The sequence below is a fragment of the Azotobacter armeniacus genome (assembly GCF_054779355.1).
Genome location: NZ_BAAGYK010000075.1, coordinates 1 through 2,514 on the forward strand (window position 1 = coordinate 1; position 2,514 = coordinate 2,514).

The 2,514-nt window shown below is 51.8% G+C and carries 2 protein-coding genes; both read right to left on the reverse strand.

The window, feature by feature from the left end:
- Positions 1 to 396 precede the first annotated feature (396 nt).
- Positions 397 to 2,313 carry an AAA family ATPase gene (locus ACYVD0_RS12100; protein ID WP_460427041.1) on the reverse strand — a complete coding sequence of 639 codons (1,917 nt, stop codon included), beginning with the start codon at positions 2,311 to 2,313 and terminating at the stop codon, positions 397 to 399.
- Positions 2,303 to 2,514: ABC-three component system middle component 5 (locus ACYVD0_RS12105; protein WP_460427042.1), on the reverse strand; the 212-nt coding region annotated here is incomplete at its 5' end. The genes ACYVD0_RS12100 and ACYVD0_RS12105, both read right to left, overlap by 11 nt.

Here is a 2,514-nt window from a genome sequence, read left to right on the forward strand (position 1 = left end):
TGAGCTGGCTGGCCAAAACCCCGGAGCGGGTAGTTGCCTATTTCCAGCATGCGTCGGTGCGTTATGCCACTTAGATTGGGTATTTGATTGCCGGGTTAATAACCATGTACGGCGCAGTCTAGCACACTTGAAAGTATCTGTCCGACTGATCCTGAGTACTCATGCTTCCTTTGCAGGAAATGATTTAAGCGGCTCATACGACAGCCCACCGAATTTGCAGAAGGTCCAATGCGACACTCCAGCGGACGACACTCGACAAGCGCCTAGGCGCAAGTTCGCCTTGGCGATGAAATACTAATTGGAGAGAGCCGACCGACCGTTTTGGGTCGACTTCTGCCGGTTACGACAGGCCGGAGTCGATCTAAAGCGGCCAAGTGCTCCAATCATGAATGCCGTCTAGATATTAAGTGTGTGCATGCCTTTCGTGTAATGTGGCCCCACACAGAGATCGGATATATCAAGCTCGGGATCAACCATAGAAGTGGTCATGATGACTTGATATGGCTTTCCCTCATACTCAGTGAGCGCCTCTACAAGTACTCTCTGGAAGTTCTGGCTGCGATCTGGGCCCATCCCCTTGTCCTCAGTGTTATCGAGCAAGAGCAACCTTGGGTAACGCATACTGTCATCCTCCAGTGACTCCAGCAGAATCGCCAAGTGGAAACTGTTCTTGAGGATGGTTTCGGAGCTGGCAGAGAATTTCGAGCGCCCGTCGACCAGCATGAAGTCTTTGCCGAAATCGAACATAACGGTTTTTGCGACGTTGAAGGCGGGTTCGAAGCCACCGTCCTTCTTGAGAAGCTCCACGGTCTTTTCAGACAGATTACTTTCGATGGACTCACGGCGAGTGCTGGTTTGCGCTTTGCTGGCCTTGATCTGCTCATCCAGCTCTAGCATTGTGGCATTGAGGCTCTGCTTTTTCTCAATGAGCCCCTCTACTGCCGCTACCAGTTTGGCCTTCGTCTCATAGTTTTTGATTCGCTCCTCGATGGTACCGATCTTGGCCGACAGCTCGTTGAGCTTAAACACGCGATCGGAGTTCATCCTAAGCGCCGCGATGTGATTGGATTTAATCATTTGCAGCGCACGCTGCTTTGAGCTCAGGTAGTGAGCATGTTCGCTGAGCTTGGTTCTCAGCTCTACCAGCACCTTCGTGCTTTCTTTCTTCTGAAACGCCAGCTCATTCAGTGCTGCGAGATAAGACGCCTCCCTGGAGCTCTTGTCCAGCTCGGCTTTGCACAGGTGGCATTTTTCTTTGTCCGAATCTGGCAGGGCGGACAAGCAGCTTGGACAGAATTTGAACCTGACTTCACCGAAGAAATCGTAGGCGGTACGAGACTCCTTGAGCGCCTTGATCCTCGACTCGATCGCTGCGATGAACAGCTCGGATTCGACGATCTCATTGACCATTTCGGCTTGCTTGGTCGTCCGGATGTCGATTTCTTTTGTGAGTTCAGTGATCTCCTTGCTAGCCTGTTCAGCTTGGGCCCTTAGGGTAGTGTCCGCGGTTGATTCGTCAGGTTGAGCCAGCAACGTGTCTCGCTGAGCGAGCAGTCCCTTAAGCTCCTTGTTAGCGTTCTCGATAGTGGTGTTGAGTGAGGCTGCACGCAGCACACCTTCGGAGGGGGACACGTACCTATAGATGGAGTCCAACTGACCATCGATTTTCGCGAATTCGGACTCTGCTTTTGACATCTGCTGCTTGAGCGCATAGATGCCGAGGTCATCCAGACCAAGCAGAAAATCTCCGATCGCTTGGCGCATGCTGGGCTTGTCGAACGTTGAGTGTTCGGCTCGCAGAATCTTGTTAACCGCAGTGCCTTGATCAACGTAAATCAGGCGTAGGATCTGGTGGATGGTGAGATTCGCAAAGTCATCCGTCTGGCTGTGAGGCCAGTCCAAGAGCTCAAAGAGCTGCTGGGAGAAGCTGAGTTTTTCATCGGTACGATTGATTCCATAGCTCTGCCAAACCACCGCCGAATTGGCGGCTTGGAGCTGCTCGTAGCTGCCGTCGGAGAAGTTCATGGGGGGCTTCTTGCCTGGTTCTACCGGGCGATGGATTGTCAAAACGTGGCCGTTTAATTCGATCTCTGCAAAGACTGCGTCGCATGTCTGAGCTTCTTCGTTCCATCGATCTTCCGCAATGTCCCCACCGAGGCAATTGAATAGGAAGTCCATGATCGTAGACTTGCCTACGCTATTGGCGCCTCGAATAATATTGACGCCTCTGTGGAATACCTCGTCGTATACTGCCTTGCCACCTTTGGCAATAACGAAACGATTGACAAAGAACGTATACGGCTTAGCGGTCATAAATGTACTCCATCAGGCCGGAGCGGAATTTAAGACCGTTCGGTCCACTGAATTTTGTGCTCGGTAAGCCTTTAGTGATTACCTCAAACGCATCGCTCTTATTAACCCGGCAATCAAATACCCAATCTAAGTGGCATAACGCACCGACGCATGCTGGAAATAGGCAACTACCCGCTCCGGGGTTTTGGCCAGCCAGCTCAT